The 16,060-nt window shown below is 73.7% G+C and carries 14 protein-coding genes; 7 read left to right on the top strand and 7 right to left on the bottom strand.

Annotated elements, in window-relative coordinates; all coding sequences use genetic code 11:
* Nucleotides 1-59 precede the first annotated feature (59 nt).
* Complete coding sequence (locus tag HNR21_RS00140; RefSeq protein ID WP_182703575.1) at nt 60-869, bottom strand: arginase family protein; 810 nt, start codon at nt 867-869, stop codon at nt 60-62.
* A 71-nt stretch (nt 870-940) separates the two neighbouring features.
* Here HNR21_RS00140 and HNR21_RS00135 point away from each other — a divergent pair, with 71 nt between their 5' ends.
* Complete coding sequence (locus HNR21_RS00135) at nt 941-1,639, top strand: hypothetical protein (protein ID WP_182703574.1); 699 nt, start codon at nt 941-943, stop codon at nt 1,637-1,639.
* A gap of 45 nt (nt 1,640-1,684) precedes the next feature.
* On the opposite strand, the gene HNR21_RS00130 is transcribed toward HNR21_RS00135, so the two are convergent.
* Nucleotides 1,685-2,410, bottom strand: coding sequence for a TetR/AcrR family transcriptional regulator (locus tag HNR21_RS00130; protein WP_182703573.1), 726 nt, complete (start codon nt 2,408-2,410; stop codon nt 1,685-1,687).
* Between the two features lie 103 nt (nt 2,411-2,513).
* Between HNR21_RS00130 and HNR21_RS00125 the strand changes: the two genes are divergently transcribed.
* Both HNR21_RS00125 and HNR21_RS00120 read left to right on the top strand, forming a co-directional pair.
* Nucleotides 2,514-3,485 carry an ATP-binding cassette domain-containing protein gene (locus HNR21_RS00125; RefSeq protein ID WP_182703572.1) on the top strand — a complete coding sequence of 324 codons (972 nt, stop codon included), beginning with the start codon at nt 2,514-2,516 and terminating at the stop codon, nt 3,483-3,485.
* A complete protein-coding gene (locus HNR21_RS00120) occupies nt 3,485-4,282 on the top strand; it encodes an ABC transporter permease (RefSeq protein WP_182703571.1) in 798 nt (265 codons plus the stop codon). The genes HNR21_RS00125 and HNR21_RS00120 overlap by 1 nt, the downstream gene beginning before the upstream one ends.
* Nucleotides 4,283-4,297: 15 nt before the next feature.
* On the opposite strand, the gene HNR21_RS00115 is transcribed toward HNR21_RS00120, so the two are convergent.
* The gene (locus tag HNR21_RS00115; RefSeq protein WP_182703570.1) at nt 4,298-5,155 is read right to left on the bottom strand and encodes a helix-turn-helix domain-containing protein; all 858 of its coding nucleotides are present in this window, start codon (nt 5,153-5,155) and stop codon (nt 4,298-4,300) included.
* 128 nt (nt 5,156-5,283) lie between these two features.
* Here HNR21_RS00115 and HNR21_RS00110 point away from each other — a divergent pair, with 128 nt between their 5' ends.
* The gene (locus HNR21_RS00110) at nt 5,284-6,048 is read left to right on the top strand and encodes an SDR family NAD(P)-dependent oxidoreductase (protein WP_182703569.1); all 765 of its coding nucleotides are present in this window, start codon (nt 5,284-5,286) and stop codon (nt 6,046-6,048) included.
* 222 nt (nt 6,049-6,270) lie between these two features.
* Here the strand turns inward: HNR21_RS00110 and HNR21_RS00105 are convergent, their stop codons facing one another.
* From HNR21_RS00105 to HNR21_RS00090, 4 genes are all read right to left on the bottom strand, one after another.
* The gene (locus tag HNR21_RS00105; protein WP_182703568.1) at nt 6,271-7,563 is read right to left on the bottom strand and encodes an ABC transporter permease; all 1,293 of its coding nucleotides are present in this window, start codon (nt 7,561-7,563) and stop codon (nt 6,271-6,273) included.
* A 1-nt stretch (nt 7,564) separates the two neighbouring features.
* Entirely contained in the window at nt 7,565-8,824 is a 1,260-nt protein-coding gene (locus HNR21_RS00100) for an ABC transporter permease (protein WP_182703567.1), read from the bottom strand.
* Nucleotides 8,817-10,442, bottom strand: a complete 1,626-nt coding sequence (locus tag HNR21_RS00095; RefSeq protein ID WP_182703566.1) for an ABC transporter ATP-binding protein — start codon at nt 10,440-10,442, stop codon at nt 8,817-8,819. The genes HNR21_RS00100 and HNR21_RS00095 overlap by 8 nt, the downstream gene beginning before the upstream one ends.
* A gap of 117 nt (nt 10,443-10,559) precedes the next feature.
* Complete coding sequence (locus tag HNR21_RS00090) at nt 10,560-11,636, bottom strand: BMP family lipoprotein (RefSeq protein ID WP_220499985.1); 1,077 nt, start codon at nt 11,634-11,636, stop codon at nt 10,560-10,562.
* Nucleotides 11,637-11,937: 301 nt separating this feature from the next.
* Between HNR21_RS00090 and HNR21_RS00085 the strand changes: the two genes are divergently transcribed.
* The 3 genes from HNR21_RS00085 (at nt 11,938) to HNR21_RS00075 (ending at nt 15,814) form a co-directional block, all read left to right on the top strand.
* Nucleotides 11,938-12,354 carry a cytidine deaminase gene (locus HNR21_RS00085; protein WP_182703565.1) on the top strand — a complete coding sequence of 139 codons (417 nt, stop codon included), beginning with the start codon at nt 11,938-11,940 and terminating at the stop codon, nt 12,352-12,354.
* Nucleotides 12,355-12,376: 22 nt separating this feature from the next.
* Nucleotides 12,377-13,651: a thymidine phosphorylase gene (locus tag HNR21_RS00080; RefSeq protein WP_182703564.1), complete on the top strand. Its 1,275-nt coding sequence runs from the start codon at nt 12,377-12,379 to the stop codon at nt 13,649-13,651.
* Nucleotides 13,652-13,714: 63 nt separating this feature from the next.
* Nucleotides 13,715-15,814, top strand: coding sequence for a hypothetical protein (locus HNR21_RS00075; RefSeq protein ID WP_182703563.1), 2,100 nt, complete (start codon nt 13,715-13,717; stop codon nt 15,812-15,814).
* The last annotated feature ends 246 nt before the right edge of the window (nt 15,815-16,060 follow it).

Below are 16,060 nucleotides of genomic sequence, written 5' to 3'. Positions count from 1 at the left end.
GGGCTCGCTGCCGGGGCTGGCCGCGGCCCATGCGGTGGGGATCGTGCACCGCGGCGTTCCTAGAACGGGGCGAGGGCGGCGATCAGGCGGCTGAGGGTCTCCTGGTCCTGCGGGTCGTTCGGCTGGTACTCGGTGACGGTGAGGCCGGCGAGGGGGAGGCGGGCGGTCAGGGCGGTGACGGCGGCGGCCAGGGCCTCGGGGGTGAGGCCGCCCGGCTCGGGATAGCCGATCGAGGTGAACGTGGACGGGTCGAGGACGTCGAGGTCGATGTGGACGTGGACGGCGTCGGCGTCGATGGAGGAGACCAGGGCGGAGGGGTCGGCCAGGGCCTCGGGGGTGAGGTGGCGCAGGCCGTGGCGCTCGACGTAGTCGCGTTCGCCGGGATCCAGGGAGCGGACCCCGGCGAGGGTGACCTGGGCCGGGGTGAGCGTGCGCGCGGGGGTCAGGCCGGCGGGGCCTTCGCCGAGCAGGGTCCGCAGCACCATGCCGTGGAACGCCCCCGAGGGGGAGGTCTGCGGGGTGTTCAGGTCGCCGTGGGCGTCGAACCACACCACGGCCAGCCGGTCGCCGTACCGGTGCAGCGCGGCCTCGATCGGGGCGAGGTCGATGCCGCAGTCGCCGCCGATCGTGACGGCCGGGTGCCCGCCGGCGGCCGTCGCCTCACGGGCCGCGGCCAGGTTGGCGGCGAGGACGTCCAGGTGGCGTACGCCGTCGCGGGTGTCGCCCGGCGCGTCGTCCACGTTCGCCCGCAGCCGCCGGGAGCCGGGGAACAGCCCGGCGAGCAGGCGGGCCCCTTCGGCCAGCCGGGGCGCCTCGGGCGACGCCGAGCCCTGCCATTGCGGGATCTCGACCACTGTGGGTGCGGGCATCCGGGGTGCTCCGTTCTCCGGGATCGGGCGTTCGGTGCCGATCGTAGAGGGCGGCAGGGCAGACTCTGATCATGGATTTCTCCCCCGGAACGGTCGACGAGGAGACCGGGCGGCGGCTCGCGCGCGCCAACGCGGAGGCCCTGCGCGACGAGCTGACCGAGGCGCTGCGCACCAGGCTGGCCGCCGCCGGCTGGCAGGGACGGATCACGCTGGAGGAGGATCCGGAGTGGTTTCCGGACGACGGCAGGCCCGGTTACCACGGGTACAGGCTGAACACGCCCGCATGGGACGAGGCCGGAGGCGCCGGAATCGAGATCCCGGGAGTGCCGCTGGAGGTGCTGCGCGCCGAGCCGGAGAGCGAGGAGGGGCCGATCTGGGTGGACGAGGAGCCCAAGGCGTGGGACGGGGCGATCACGCACCTCACCGAGGAGGCCGCCCGGTGGGAGATGTACCAGATCAACATCCGCGCCTTCCTCGCCGACGTGGTGGCCGCCGGCGGGCCGCCGGACGTCGCGGGGGCGGACCTGAGGGTCGACGTCGACGCGGCGGGCGGGAACTGCGAGTACTACTGGGTGCCCGTGCACGGGAGGAGGATCCGCGTCGGCATGCACAGCGAGGTCGACGGCCGTGAGTCCGGCCAGGAGGTCTGCGTCGCCTGGGGCGACTGGATGAGCTGGGCGGATGCCGTGCGGGACTTCGTCCGCCGGGCGGAGCGGATCGCCGCCCACCCGGACGTCGTCGCGCGCCCGGACTGGAACGGGGAGTTCTGAGGGCCGGAGGACCACGGCGCCCGAGTCCTCCCCGGCCCCCGGCGGTCACTCCGGGCCGGGGAGGGCGGCGGCGATGGTGTCCAGGACGCGTTCCAGGCCGTACGCGAAGCGCTCGTCGTCGTCCATGTGGGGCTGGCGGGCGTACAGGATGATCTTGCTGAAGACCGGATAGTCCCCGCTGTCGAGGATGTGGTGGACGTACGGCCCGGAGTGGGCCATCCACTGCTCGCGGGTCATGCCGGTGCGGCGTTCCTCCTCGATCCAGAAGGCCTCCTCGCGGACGAACCCGGTCACGTAGCCCTGGAAGATCCCGAACAGGGCCATCATCTCGTCGACCGGCACCCCGCGCCCGTCGAGGGCGCCCATGCCGAACTCCAGGAAGCGCAGCGTGTTCGGCCCGAAGCTCTGGCGCACCCCCCGGATGTCGGTGAACCACGGGTGGCGCCGCGACGCCGCGCGCAGGGCGTGCGCCAGCAGGGTCAGGTCGGCGCGCCAGTCGCCGGAGGGCTCGTCGGGCAGGTCCAGCTCGCCGTAGACCGCGTCGACCATCAGGTTGACCAGGTCCTCGCGGCCGGGCACATAGCGGTAGAGCGACATGGTGCCCGCGCCGATCTCGGCCGCCACCCGGCGCATCGAGGCGGCCTCCAGCCCCTCGGCGTCGGCGATCTGGATCGCGGCCGCGGTGATCTGCGCCCTGCTGTAGGCCGGGCGCGGTCCCCGGGCCGGGCGCTCCGGGCGCAGCCAGATGATGTCGGGCGCGTCGTCGCCCAAGCGGATCTCCCTCCTCCGGTGAACGGGGTTGCGTACATCGTACTCAGTTCGTACTCTGGCCGCGCACGACAACCGCGTACGGTGTACCCAGAACGGAGCCGTGATGACCGAACCGATCGTCGTCGCCGAAGGGCTGCACAAGCGCTTCGGCGACGTCCACGCGCTGCGCGGCCTGGACCTGGCGGTGCCGCCCGGCGCCGTCTGCGCGCTGCTCGGGCCCAACGGGGCCGGCAAGACCACGGCGGTGCGCATCCTGGCCACGCTCGCCCGCCCCGACGCCGGGCACGCCCGGATCGCCGGGCACGACGTGGTGCGCGAGGCCGACCGGGTGCGCGCCCTCATCGGGCTGGCCGGGCAGTACGCCGCCGTGGACGAGCGGCTGACCGGCCGCGAGAACCTGCGGATGTTCGGCCGCCTGCACCACCTGTCGCGGGCGCGGGCCCGGCGGCGCGCCGACGAACTGCTGGAACGCTTCGGCCTCGCCGACGCGGCCGACCGCGTGGCGGGCGCCTACTCCGGCGGGATGCGCCGCCGCCTGGACCTGATCGCCAGCCTGCTCGTCGCGCCGAAGGTGCTGTTCCTGGACGAGCCCACCACCGGGCTGGACCCCCGCAGCCGCGGCGAGATCTGGGACGCCGTCCGCACGCTGGCGTCCGACGGCACCACCGTGCTGCTGACCACCCAGTACCTGGAGGAGGCCGACCGGCTCGCCGACGACGTCGTGGTGATCGACCACGGCCGGGTGATCGGGCAGGGCACGCCCGACGAGCTCAAGGCCGCCCTCGGCAGCCGGATCGACGTGCTGCTGGAGGACGCCGGCGCGCTGCCCGCGGCGTCGGCCGTGCTGGCCCGCATGACCGGAGCCGACCCGGACGCGCCCGACCACCGCCGGCTGACCGCCCCGGCCCCGGTGGACCTGCGGCTCGCCGACGCCGTCCGCGAACTCGACCGCGCCGGGGTCGCCATCGCCGACATCGCCCTGCGCCGCCCGTCCCTGGACGAGGTCTTCCTGCACCTGACCGGCAGGCCCGCCCGGGAACCGGACGCCGCCGCGGCCGAGGGGGAGGCCGCCTGATGGGCACGTCGCTGCGCTGGACGATCGAGGACGGCCTCACGCTGGTCGAACGGGAACTGCGCCGGATGCGGCACGAGCCCGGCGAACTGGTCGCGGCGCTGCTCTTCCCGGCCCTGATGGTGCTGATGTTCGGCTACATCATGGGCAGCGCGATCAGGGTGCCCGGCGGGGGCGACTACCGCGAGTACCTGATGCCGGGGCTGTTCGCGATGGTCACCTTCAGCTCGGTGATGGCGCTGACCCTCAAGGTGGCCACCGACGCCTCGCGCGGGGTGATGGACCGGTTCCGCTCGCTGCCGATGTCGCGGCTGGCGGTGCCGTTCGGGCAGACCGGGGCGGACGTGCTGTCCGGGCTGCTCAACCTGGTCATCATGGCGGGGATGGGCCTGCTGGTCGGCTGGCGGCCGAACGACGGGCCGCTGCGCGCGCTGGCGGCGTTCGCGCTGCTGACGCTGCTGCGGTACGCGCTGAGCTGGGTGGGCTGCTACCTGGGGTTCAGGGTCAGGAACGAGCAGGTCGCCGACCAGCTGATGCCGCTGCTGTTCCCGGTCACCATGCTGTCCAACGCGTTCGTGCCCACCGAGGGGATGCCGGTCTGGCTGCGCGTGATCGCCGACTGGAACCCGGTCAGCGCCCTCACCGCCGCCTGCCGCGACCTGTTCGGCAACCCCGGCGCCCCCACCGCCGACGCCGCCTGGCCCGTGGCCCACCCGATCCTCGCCACGATCGCCTGGTCCGTACTGCTGGTGGCGATCTTCATGCCGCTGTCCCTGCGCGCCTACCAGCGGCGGGCCTGACCGCCGCGGCGGCCGTCAGGTGGCGACGGCGCGGAGGGTGCCGGGGCGGCGGCCGGTGAGGCGGTCCAGGGCCGCCGAGGTGGAGTCGTCGGCCGGGAGGTAGGCGATCAGGCGCTGGCCGTCGTCGGCGGGGACGTCGAGGGTCTCGTACGCCAGCCGCAGCTCGCCGGCCTCCGGGTGGGCGAGGCGGAGGACGCCGGTGCGCGGGGGCAGGCTGGGGACGGCCCGCAGGCGAGAGGTGAACGAGGCGCCCGCCACCAGGGACAGCTCGTCGGTGAACTCCGCCACGTGCGGATCGTCCCCGGTGGCCTCGGTGCGCAGGTAGGCCACCTGCTCGTCGGCGACCCGGTCCCAGTCGGGATAGGCGGCGCGGGCCCGCGGATCGGTGAACACGTGGCGGGTCACGTTGGGCGGGTCGCCGTCCAGCAGCCCGAGCGGGCCGGTGAGGCGTTCGAAGGCCACGGTGTGGGCGAGGACGTCGTTCAGCCGGTTGAGGACGGCGGCGGGGGTGGGCTCGAGGCGCTCCAGCAGGGTCCGCAGGGTCGGGCGGACGGTGCGGGACGGCGGCTCCAGCCCGAACATGCACATGCCGGAGCCGTGCATCGCCTTGGCGGTGCGGCGCAGCACGTCCCGGTCGGCGGTGGACAGCCGCAGCGCGTCCGCCAGTGCCCCGAGGACCTGGAACGACGGATGCCGGTCGCGTCCCTGCTCGAGGCGGGTCAGGTACTCCACGCTGATCCCGGCGAGGGTGGCCAGCTCCGACCGGCGCAGCCCGGGGGTGCGCCGGCGGGGACCGGTCGGCAGCCCCACCTGGTCGGGGGTGATCGCCTCGCGACGGGACCTGATGAACGCGCCCAGCTCGTTGCCGCTCATGCCCCCCAACCTAACCGCCGACGAGCCGCCGATCATGGCCCTGCCGGGGCCAGTCTCGGCGCGGTCTGGTTGCCCCGTTCCGGCGGCGACACGGTGGATCCATCGACGAACGACAGGGAGTCACTGAGATGGATCTTGGACTGAACGGCCGGACCGTGATCGTCACCGGAGCGTCGGGCGGCATCGGCCGCGAGATCGCCCGCGGGTTCGGCGCCGAGGGCGCGGACGTGGTGCTCACCTACCACCGGGCGCGGGACCAGGCCGAACGGCTGGCCAAGGAGATCGAGCAGGCCGGCGGCCGGGCGCTGGCGGTCCGCCACGACATGGCCGACCCCGGGTCGACCGCCGCCCTGGCCCGCGCCGCGACGGACTGGACCGGGCGGATCGACGTGCTGGTCAACAACGCCGTGCACTGGGGCGCGGACGCCCCCGACCCCGAGAGCCGGTACGAGACCGTTCCCGACGAGTCCTGGCAGGCCACGGTCCGCCACAACATCGAGGGCGCGATCCGGCTGAGCCGCGAGGTCACCCCGGTCATGCGGCGGCGGGAGTGGGGCCGCATGGTGCACATCTCCTCCAGCCTGGCCACGGACGGCGGGGCGGGCAGCGAGTACTACGCGGCGGCCAAGGCGGCGCTGCACGGGTTCAGCCGCTCGCTGGCGTTCTCGCTCGGCAAGGACGGCGACATCCTGTCCAACGTCGTCATGCCGGGCCTGACCCGCACCGACACCAACGGTTTCGTCACCGACCAGTGGGCCGACCACTACAGCGCCCTGACGCCCATCGGCCGCCTGCTGACCGCCGCCGAGGTCGCCGCCCCGGTGGTCTTCCTGGCCTCGGCCGCCAACACCGGCATCACCGGCCAGGCCATCACCGTCACCGGCGGCGCCTGACCGCCCGCCCCGGCGCACGGCGGCTCGGCACGGACGTGGCGACTTGGCACGGACTTCCCGGCGTGCGATCGGCTGTCACGGTGACCGGTGGCGCCTGACCGTCCGTCCCGGCGTGTGGTGGCTCGGTGCGGCTTCCGGGTGTGGCTGGATCTCACGCCGGAAACGGCGTCGCCGCCGGGATGCGAGGCGCGTCCCGGCGGCGACGGTGGGGTTCCGGTCCGGCTACCTCTTGGTGTAGGGGATGCCGTCCGCGGCGGGGGCGCGGACGGCGCCCACCAGGCCGGCGACGGCGAAGATGGTGGCCAGGTACGGGGTCATGCTGAGGAACGCGGTGGGCACCGGGGTCTCCAGCGGCTGCAGGGACACCGAGACGCCGCCGGCGAAGCCGAACAGCAGGGCGGCCGACACCGCGCCCAGCGGGGACCAGCGGCCGAAGATCAGCGCGGCCAGGGCGATGAAGCCCTGCCCGGCGGCCATGTTCTTGTTGAAGGTGATGTTCAGGCCGATGGTCAGCCAGACGCCGCCCAGGCCCGCGATCATGCCGCCGAGGACGACGTTGCGGTACCGCATGGCCACCACGCGGATGCCGACGGTGTCGGCGGCGGTGGGGTGCTCGCCGACCGCGCGGGTGCGCAGGCCCCAGCGGGTGTGGAACAGGCCGATCTGCACCACGGCGATCAGCACCACCGTGATGTAGAAGACCGCGTTCTGCCCGAACAGCACCGGCCCGATCACCGGCAGGTCCGACAGCAGCGGGATGTCGACGGCCCCGAACGCCATGGTCTTGTTGTAGTCCGGGTTGGTCTGCATCAGCCGCTCGTACAGGAAGCCCGTCAGGCCCGCCGCGAACAGGTTGACGACCACGCCGAGGACCACCTGCTGCACCAGGTAGCGGTTGGCGAACACCGCCAGCATCGCCCCCAGCAGACCGCCCGCCAGGGACCCGGCGACCAGCCCGGCCCACAGGCTGCCGGTGATCGACGCGAAGAACGCGGCGGCGAACGCCCCGACCAGGAACTGCCCCTCGATCGCCACGTTGATCACGCCGGAGCGTTCGCACAGCACACCGCACAGCGCCCCCAGGATCAGCGGGGTCGCCGCCAGCACCGTCGCGTTCAGCACCGAGGTGAAGTTGAGGCTGTGCCCGGCGGTCGCCCACACCAGGAACGCCGCCACGAACGCCACCAGGTACGCGGTGGTGGCGGCGACGCGGCGGCGGCCGGTCAGCCGCAGCGCCGCCCGCAGCAGCCCCACCACCACGCACACCAGCGACAGCGCGATCGCGGTGGGCGCGGCCGGCACGGTCAGGTCGGGGACCTGGACGCCCTCGCCGCCCACCAGGTTCAGGTTGAACGTGGCCTGCGCGCCGTCGTCGGTGCGGCTGCCGAGCCCGAACGCCCACAGCGCGTACAGGCCCACCAGGGTCATCGCGCCGCCGACGTACCAGTGGCCCCGGTCGGTGGCGGCGGCGGTGGCCGCGGCCGGCCCGGCCGTGGGGGTCAGCGTGTCGCTCATCTCAGCCGTTCCATCCCTTCGCCAGCAGGCCGGTGGACCCGCCGCCCTCGCCGCGCAGCCGGAAGATGCCGCGCACCAGCGCCGGAGCCGCCACGAACAGCACGATCAGGGCCTGGATGACGGTGACGATCTCGATCGAGACGCCGGCCGCCGCCTGCATCTCGCGCCCGCCCGCCTGCAGCGCCCCGAACAGCAGCGCCGCCGCCACGGTGCCGACCGGCGAGGCCCGCCCCAGCAGCGCCACGGTGATCGCGGTGAAGCCGAGCCCGGCGTCGATCTGCTGGGTGAGGGCGTTGTTGGCGTTGGCGGTGCCGAGCACCTGCGACACCCCGACCAGGCCCATCAGCCCGCCGGAGATCAGCATCGCCATGGTCTGCCCGTATCCGACGCTCATCCCGGCGGTGCGGGCGGCGTTGGGGTTGGCGCCCACCGCGCGGAGCTGGAAGCCCAGCGTGGAGCGGTTCAGCAGCCACCAGGTGAACACCACGGCGGCCAGCGCCAGCAGCAGCCCGGCGTTGACCCGCAGCGAGTCGCCGAACAGGTGCGGCAGCCGCGCCGCCTCGTTCACCGGCTTGGAGATCGGCTGCGGGTTGTCCGGGTCGCGGAACGCCTCGCTGCCGATCAGATAGCCCAGCAGCAGGAACGCCACGTAGTTGAGCATGATCGTGACGATCACCTCGTGCGACCCGGTGCGCGCCTTGAGCCAGCCGACCAGCCCGCCGTACAGCGCGCCGCCGGCCAGACCGGCCAGCACCGCGGCGGGCAGCGCCACGATCCCGGGGGCGTCGAGGGTGAAGCCGACCCAGGTGGTGGCGATCGCGCCCATGATCAGCTGGCCCTGGCCGCCGATGTTGAACAGCCCGGCGCGGAACGCCAGCCCGACCGCCAGCCCGCCGAAGATCAGCGGGGTGGCCTCGGTGAGCGTCTCGCTGATCGGCCGCAGCACGTCGGTGAACGTGGCGGTGGCGTCCGGGTTGAAGATCGCGCCGCGGAACAGCGCCTGGTAGGCGGTGGACACCGCCTCCCACGAGGCGGTGATCGCGTCGCTGGGCCGGGCGAAGAAGTACCCGAACGTCGCGGTGACCTCCGGGTCGGACACGATGATCAGCACCGCGCCGACCAGCATGGCCAGCAGGACCGCCAGCACCGTGACCACCCACGGCGGTCCGGCCACGACCTGCGCGGCCAGCCTGCGGAACCGGTCGGCCTCCGGCGGTTCGCCGGTGCCGGCGTCCTTGGCGGGCGCCGCCTGCTCACTCATCGTCGCCGCCCTTCGCGTTCTCGGTGTCCTGTGCGCCGGCCGGCGCGTCGGCCCCGGTCGCCTCGGCCGGCTCGGTCGCCTCGGCCGGATCGTCCGGAACGGCCGGCCCGTCCGGGTGGGCGCCGGCCATCAGCAGGCCGATGTGCTCGCGGGAGGTGTCCGGCGGGACGATCGCCATGATCTTCCCCCGGTACATCACCGCGATCCGGTCGGCCAGCCCGTAGATCTCGTCCAGTTCGGTGGAGATGATCAGCACCGGCCGGCCCTGGTCGCGTTCGGCCACGATCCGCTTGTGGATGAACTCCATCGCGCCGACGTCCACGCCCCGGGTCGGCTGGGCGGCCACCAGCAGCCGCAGCGGCCGGGACATCTCCCGGGCGACGACCACCTTCTGCTGGTTGCCGCCGGACAGGGTGCCGACGGGGGTGTCGATGGAGGCCGTGCGGATGTCGAACTCGCCGACCCGCTGCTCGGCGTTCTCCCGGACCGCCCGCACGTCCATCGTCCCGCGCCGTCCGAACGGCGGCCGGTCGTACAGGTCCAGCACCAGGTTCTCGGCGACGCTGGAGTCGGCGACCAGCGCGTCGTGGCTGCGGTCCTCGGGGACGTAGCCGACCCCGGCGCGCAGCCGCTGCCGGGGGGAGCGGCCGGTCAGGTCCGCGCCGTCCAGCACGATCCGGCCCTCGGCGACCGGGCGCAGCCCCAGGATCGCCTCGGCCAGCTCGGTCTGCCCGTTGCCCTGCACGCCGGCGATGCCCAGGATCTCCCCGGGCCGGATGTCGAAGCTGACGCCGTCCACCGCGGCCTGGCCGGACTCGTCCAGCACGGTCAGGTCCTCGACCGAGAACGCGGGCTCGGTATCGGGACCGACGGCGGCGGGCTCCTTGTCGACGGTGAGCCGCACCTGGCGGCCCACCATCAGCCCGGCCAGCTCCACCTCGGAGGCGTCGGGGGTGGCGGTCCCGACGACCGTGCCGCGCCGGATCACGGTGATCCGGTCGGCGATCGCCTTGACCTCCTTGAGCTTGTGGGTGATGAAGACGATGGAGCGGCCCGCCTCGCGCAGCGAGCGCATCACCGCGAACAGCTCCTGGGTCTCCTGCGGGGTGAGCACGGCGGTGGGCTCGTCCAGGATCAGCACCCTGGCCTCGCGGATCAGCGCCTTGATGATCTCCACCCGCTGCTGCACGCCCACCGGCAGGTCGGCGACCAGCGCGTCCGGGTCGACCTGCAGCCCGTACCGGGCGGAGACCTCCGCCACGTCGCGGCGGGCGCGGCGGCGGTCCAGCCAGCCCAGCGGGCCGGTGCGCTCGTCGCCGAGCATGATGTTCTCCGCCACGGTGAACACCGGGACCAGCATGAAGTGCTGGTGCACCATGCCGATGCCGGCCGCGATGGCGTCCCGGGGGCCGCCGATGGTCAGCTCCCGGCCGTCCATCAGGATCTGGCCCTCGTCGGGCTGGTAGAGCCCGTACAGGATGTTCATCAGGGTGGACTTGCCCGCGCCGTTCTCGCCGAGCAGGCAGTGGATCTCCCCGGGGCGGACCTCCAGGTCGATGCCGTCGTTGGCCACCAGCGATCCGAAGCGCTTGGTGATCCCGCGGAGCTCAAGACTCAACCGCCGACCTCCTCGTGCGGCGTGCGCCCGCCGGCCGTGGGCCGCGGGCGGTCATCGGGCGCGCCACGGGGCGGGACCCGGTGCGGTCCCGCCCCACGGCCGCGGACGTGCTGCCGATCAGCTGCTCTTCGGCTGGTTCGGCGAGGTGATCTTGATCTTGCCGGCGATGATGTCCTGCTTGATCTGCTCCAGCTCGGCCTTCAGCTCGGCCGGGACCTTGGAGTCGAACTGGTGGAACGGGGCCAGCCCGGTGCCGCCGTTCTGCAGGGTGCCCAGGTAGGAGCCGGTGAGCTGCTGCCCCTTGGCCGCCGTCTCGACCGTGGTCTGCACCGCGCTGGCGATGCCCTTGGTGACGCTGGTCAGGAACACGTCGCAGTACTGGCTGGCCGACTCGCAGCCGTCGGTGTCCACCCAGATCACGCTGACCTTGCCGCCGCTCTCCTTGGCCGCGGCGGCGGCGCCCAGCCCGGTGCCGCCGGCGACCGGGAAGATGATGTCGGCGCCCTGCTGGATGAAGTTGCTGGCGATCCGCTTGCCGGCGCCCTGGTCGGTGAACGAGTTGGCCATCGAGCCCGACTTGGGGTTGGCCTCGTTCCAGCCGAGCACCTCGACCTTCTTGTTCTTCTGCTTGTTGTAGTACTGGACGCCCTCGTAGAAGCCGTCCATGAAGATCGTCACCGGCTGGATCGGCAGCCCGCCGAAGGTGGCGACCTTGCCGGACTTGCTCATCGCGGCGGCCAGGTAGCCGGCCTGGAACGAGCTCTGCGCGGTGTTGAACTCCATGCCGTACACGTTCGGCGGCACCGACACCGAGTCCACGATGGCGAACTTCTGGTTCGGGTTGGCCTTGGCGGCCTGCCCGGTGGCCTCGGCCATCAGCCCGCCGACCGCGACGACCAGGTCGCACTTCTGCGAGATCAGCCGGTTGATGTTGGGGACGTAGTCGTTCTCGCTGCTGGAGGCGACGTACTGCACCTTGGCGCCGGTGCTCTTGGACGCCGCCTGCATGCCGGCCCACGACGCCGCGTTGAACGAGCGGTCGTCGATGCCGCCGGTGTCGGTCACCATGCAGGCCGAGAAGTCCGAGGCGCCCGCGGCGCCGCCGCCGCCCTCCTCGGGAGCCGAGCCGCAGCCGGCGATCACGAGGGCGAGCCCGGCCGCCCCGGCGACCAGCCGCATCAACTTAGCCACCATGCCTCCTAGTGCATGACACAGGGCGCAGAACCGTTCTGGTCGCCCGATCTGTCGACAAGCATCAACGTCCGGACATAACGCCTGCCACGCGACTGCCAACTTGTGGGGAGACCGTTATGCAACCGCAGGCATCCAGAGACAATCCCCACCTGCTCCCCACCTGGGCGGACGCTGTCCGGGCAGTCCGTCGTCACTCCGGTCGCGGCGCAGTGATCGTACCTGGTCCGCCCTAGCGGTCTGTCCCATATGTCGGTATCGGCCGATGTCGGAGGGACGGTCGCGGCTGTCGTACGGTGTCCCCATGACGGAGATCGACTGGGCCCGGCTGCGGGACGCCGCCCGGGAGGCGATGGGGCGCGCCTACGTCCCGTACTCGAAGTTCCCGGTGGGCGCGGCGGCCCTGGTCGACGACGGCCGGCTGATCACCGGGTGCAACGTGGAGAACGCCTCCTACGGGCTGACCCTGTGCGCCGAGTGCGCCGTGGTCTCCGCGCTGTACGGGCCGGACAGGCCCGCCGGGTCGACCCGTCCCGTGCTGGTCGCGCTGGCCGTCGTGGACGGCAACGGCGACCCGCTGATGCCCTGCGGCCGGTGCCGCCAGCTGCTGTGGGAGCACGGCGGCCCGCGGCTGCTGCTGGAGACCGCCCGGGGCGTCCTGCCCATGTCCGAGGTGCTGCCGGACGCGTTCGGCGCCGACGACCTGACCCGGCTCGCCTAGAGCCCGCCCGGAGGAAACACCCGTGGATGCCATCGACGTCATCCTCACCAAGCGCGACGGCGGCCGGCTGACCCCGGCCCAGATCGACTGGGTGGTGGACGCCTACACCCGCGGCGAGGTCGCCGAGGAGCAGATGTCCGCGCTGGCCATGGCGATCCTGCTGAACGGCATGGACCGCGCCGAGGTCGCCCGGTGGACCGAGGCGATGATCCGCTCCGGGGAGCGGATGGACTGGTCCGGGCTGGACCGGCCGACCACCGACAAGCACTCCACCGGCGGCGTCGGCGACAAGATCACCCTGCCGCTGGCCCCGCTGGTCGCCGCCTGCGGCGCGGCCGTCCCGCAGCTGTCCGGCCGGGGCCTGGGCCACACCGGCGGCACGCTGGACAAGCTGGAGTCCATCCCCGGCTGGCGGGCCTCGCTGTCGACCGACGAGATGCTGCGCGTGCTGCGCGACGTCGGCGCGGTGATCTGCGCCGCCGGGGCCGGGCTGGCCCCCGCCGACCGCAAGCTGTACGCGCTGCGCGACGTCACCGGCACCGTCGAGTCGATCCCGCTGATCGCCTCCTCGATCATGTCCAAGAAGATCGCCGAGGGCACCGGGGCGCTGGTGCTGGACGTCAAGGTCGGCTCCGGGGCGTTCATGAAGACCACCGAGCGGGCCCGCGAGCTGGCCGAGACCATGGTCGCCATCGGCGCCGACCACGGCGTGCGGACGGTGGCGCTGCTCACCGCGATGGACCGGCCGCTGGGCCGCACGGTCGGCAACGCCCTGGAGGTCGCCGAGGCGGTGCAGGTGCTCGCCGGGGGAGGCCCGCCGGATGTGGTGGAGCTCACCCTCACCCTGGCCCGCGAGATGCTGGCGGCGGCCGGGGTGGACGGCAAGGACCCCGCCGACGCCCTCGCCGACGGCTCGGCCATGGACGTGTGGCGGCGGATGATCTCCGCGCAGGGCGGCGACCCCGACGCCGAACTGCCCACCGCCCGCGAGTCCCATGTCGTCACCGCCCCCGCGACCGGCGTGCTGACCGGGCTGGACGCGTACGCGGTCGGCGTGGCGGCCTGGCGGCTGGGGGCGGGCCGGGCGCGCAAGGAGGACCCGGTCTCGGCCGGGGCGGGCGTGGTGCTGCACCACGTCCCCGGCGACGAGGTCACCGCCGGGCAGCCGCTGCTGACCCTCTACACCGACGAGGCCGCCCGCCTCCCCCGCGCCATGGAGGCGCTGGAGGGCGCGATCTCGGTGGTCCCGGGCGGCACTCCCGACCTGCTGCCGCTGGTGATCGACCGGATCGCCTGAATCCTGTCGGTGCCGGTCGTTACCGTTCCGTGCGAAGGCCGGACGGAACGGGGGACCTGCGACATGGAATCCGACGAGCGGTACGACCCGGACGGCGATCCCGTCGTCGCCGAGCCCGGCGGGCACCCGCTGGACTTCCGGAGGGAGAGCCCGTCGAAGGAGACGCGGTGGCTCGGCAGTGTCGTCGCCGAGATCGCGGAGGCCCCGGCGGAGGACACCGCGACCCGGTACAGGCTCGACCGCGCCATCCGTCGGTTCGGCGGCTCGATCAACACCGACTACCCGGCGCTGCTGCGCGACCTGTGGGAGCGGCCGGTGGCACGGGGCGTGCTGGCCGGGCTGGTCGCCGAATGGACGGCCGAGTGCGCCGCCGGGGACCTGCTCGGGCTGGAGCTCACGCTGCCCCGGCTGATCCCGCTCGCCGAGGCCGGGTACGCCGAGTTGGACCCCGCGTTCGCCGACGTGACGGTGCCCGACCCGATCGACGTGGTGGTGCGGGCGCTGCGGTCGGGGCTGCCGGAGGAGCTGAGCCTCCCCACGGTGCGGGGACCGGCCGCCGTGACCGCCGTCCAGCACGGCGACCTGCTCACCGTGGGCATCGGGAACTCGATGATCGAGGTGCACGGGCCGGAGGGCGTGGTGCACCGGGCCGCCGTCCGGCATCCCGGCCCGGCGGTCTGGTGGGACGGCCGGGCCTTCCACCTGTCGCGGCTGACGCGGGGCCGTTCCCGCCGGGAGACGTTCCGGCTCGCCGACGACGGCGGCCTGGCCGCGGAGCCGCTGGACCTGTGGCCCGACGGACCCGCCTCGGCCCAGGTGACCTTCCCGGGGGCGGCGGCGCCCGTCACGGTCATGATCCGCCACGGCATGTTCCGGGTCGAGGACGCCGGAGGCCGGGCGCTCTACCGGATCGAGGCCTCGCCGGCCGCGCAGACGGTCGGCGAGGGGGTCCATCCGATCCTGCCGCCGCCGGGCTGGTGGACGCACTGCGGCCCGGTCGACCCGGACGCCTCGGCCGCCCTGCGCCGGATCGACCGCGGCACGGTCGTCCGCCTGGTCGGCGCCGCCCTGCGCGGCCGGCGGGACCTGGACGCCCGGCTCGCCCGCGCGCTGCCCGCGGTCACCGGACCGCACCTGGCGGCGCGGATCGGCGCACTCGTCGCCCAGGCGGCCTCCCTCCTGCCGGCCTACCTGCGCATCTGCGATGCCCTGGGCCGGGGCCGCCCCGCCGACCTGCCGGACCTGGTGCGGCCCGCCGCCGGGCTGCGCACCGGCCGGATGATCCGGGAGATGATCACCCTCCGCCGCGCCGGCGAGCAGCTGCGCCGCGCGATCAGGGCGGAACCCCCCGAGACCGGGGTCCCCCGCCGCCTCCGCTCGACCGGCCGGCCCATCACCGTCCGTGACTTCCCGGTCTCCCGCTTCGGGTGCCTGGGCGCCCTGGCGGTCGAGGCGACCTGGCCCTGGATTCTCGACGGGACCCGCACCTGGCATCTGGCGACCCTGGCGGCGTGGGGCTCGGCCCCGTGGGGCGACGGCGGCGGCCAGTGGCGGCTGCGGGAGTTCACCTTCCCGGGCCACGGCGCGGGCGACCTGGAGGGCGTGCGATGGCGGACCCCGAACGGGGTCATGGCGGTCGTCCGCCATCACGTCACCCGTCGGGAGGGCGGGCCGATCCACGAGGCCACCGTGGTGGAGTACGCCCCGGACGGCGCGTTCGCGGAGGTCGCGTTCACCGCCTGGACCCCGCTGGGGCCTGCGATCCCGCAGGGCTGGGGCGGCGCCGAGCGCATCGCGCGGTTCACCCGCCTGCTGGCCGAACGCGGGCCCGTTCCCCACGACCCGGCGGTCGTGCACCGGATCGTCAAGGAGACCGGCCTGCCGCCGGACGAGGTGGCCTCGGCCTGCTACGGCCATCCGTTCTTCCTGGGCCGCCAGGAGCTCGCCCGCTTCCCCGCCGACCTCCTCGCCCTCTTCACCGACCCGGACACCGGCGAACCCGTCCACTCCAGGTCGAAGCGCTCCCACCGCCTGGAGGCCGGCCTGCGCAACGCCCTGATGCCCGAGGAGCCCGAGGATCTGTGGATCACCGGCCTGGACGCGGACCGGGCCGTCGACTGGTGGCACACCACGGGCAGGCACCTCGTCAAGAACACCGAGTGAACGACCCGGCGGCGGGGTCCGGCCGTTGTTGGGCGGCGTTGGCGGCGGCGCACCGCCGGGCAGGTGCTTCCCGGGGAGATGGGTCAACGCACCTTGCGTGACGGCTGGTGGGCGCCCGGCCATGGTGAACGCTCCGTACGGTGACGGCCGGGCTCTCTCGGTCGCGGTCCGGCGGCCGCCGGGGCCGCCACGGCCGGGGTGGGGAGGCATGGGCGGTGGGGTGGGGCGGGCTGGGGTACTGTGCGG

Origin of the sequence: Thermomonospora cellulosilytica (genome assembly GCF_014138835.1) — a bacterium.
GTDB classification, from domain to species: domain Bacteria; phylum Actinomycetota; class Actinomycetes; order Streptosporangiales; family Streptosporangiaceae; genus Thermomonospora; species Thermomonospora amylolytica.
This window is presented reverse-complemented; position numbering and strand designations above follow the sequence as displayed.